Source organism: Burkholderia sp. Bp9099 (genome assembly GCF_003857805.1).
GTDB lineage: Bacteria > Pseudomonadota > Gammaproteobacteria > Burkholderiales > Burkholderiaceae > Burkholderia.
The window spans coordinates 1-1,358 of the sequence record NZ_QTPU01000086.1; the positions used below are offsets into that span (position 1 = coordinate 1).

General features: G+C 67.9%; 1 protein-coding gene. It reads right to left on the reverse strand.

Annotated elements, in window-relative coordinates; genetic code table 11:
• Window positions 1-1,335, reverse strand: a 1,335-nt coding sequence (locus DIE17_RS36980; protein ID WP_148095676.1) for a phosphomannomutase/phosphoglucomutase, incomplete at its 3' end; no start/stop codon positions are given.
• Between the last annotated feature and the right edge of the window lie 23 nt (window positions 1,336-1,358).

Sequence of the window (1,358 nt, forward strand, 5' to 3'; positions counted from 1 at the left end):
GATGCGCTCGAGCCCTTCCTTGGTCTCCGCTTCAAAGCGCAGCACGACCACCGGCGTCGTGTTCGACGAACGCGCGAGGCCGAAGCCGTCCGGGTACTCGACGCGCAGGCCGTCGATCGTCACGACTTCGTCGGCGCCGTCGAACTTCGCTTCCTTCTGCAGCTTCTCGATCAGGCGGAAGTTCTCGCCCTCCTCGAGCTTGAGCTGCAGCTCCGGCGTGCTCATCGCGTCCGGCAGCGCGTTGAGCAGCGCGCTCGGATCGGCCGTCTTCGCGAGGATCTCGAGCAGGCGCGCGCCCGTGTAGAGACCGTCGTCGAAGCCGTACCAGCGATCCTTGAAGAACACGTGGCCGCTCATCTCGCCCGCGAGCGGTGCGCCCGTCTCGCGCAGCTTCGCCTTCACGAGCGAATGGCCCGTCTTCCACATCAGCGGCTCGCCGCCCTTCGCCTTCACCCACTGTGCGAGATGGCGCGTGCACTTCACGTCGTAGATGATCTGCGCGCCCGGGTTGCGCGACAGCACTTCTTCCGCGAACAGCATCAGCTGGCGGTCCGGGAAGATGATCTGGCCGTCCTTCGTGACGACGCCCAGGCGGTCGCCGTCGCCGTCGAACGCGAAGCCGAGTTCGGCGTCGGTATCCTTCAGCGCCTGGATCACGTCCTGCAGGTTTTCCGGGTGCGCGGGATCGGGGTGGTGGTTCGGGAACGTGCCGTCGATGTCGGTGAAGCGCTCGACGAGCGTGCAGCCGAGCGCCTTGAACAGGCGCGTCGCGAGCGGGCCCGCGACGCCGTTGCCGGCGTCGACGACCAGCTTCAGCGGGCGCGCGAGCTTCACGTCGCCAACGATGCGCGCGATGTACTGATCGGCGACATCGAACTGCTCGAACGCGCCGCTGCCCGTTTCATAGCGCTCGTCGACGATGCGGCGGTACAGCGCCTGGATCTGCTCGCCGTAGATCGCCGCGCCGCGCAGCACCATCTTGAAGCCGTTGTAGTCGGGCGGGTTGTGGCTGCCGGTGACGACGATGCACGAATCGACGCGGCGCTCGCCGTCCTTCAGCGCAAGCGGCACGCTCGCCGCGAAATAGCCGACCGGCGTGGGCACCATGCCGACGTCGACGACGTCGACGCCCGCCGCACGCAGGCCATCGGCGAGCGCGCCGACGAGCTCGGGCCCCGACAGGCGGCCGTCGCGCGCGACGACGACCGCGTCGCCGCCCTGGGCGCGCACTTCGCTGCCGAATGCCCGGCCGATCGCGCGCGCCGTGTCGGCGTCGAGCGTCTTGCCGACCACACCGCGAATGTCATATGCCTTGAAGATGGATTGGGAGATCATCGATTCTCTCTGGGTTGCGTGCA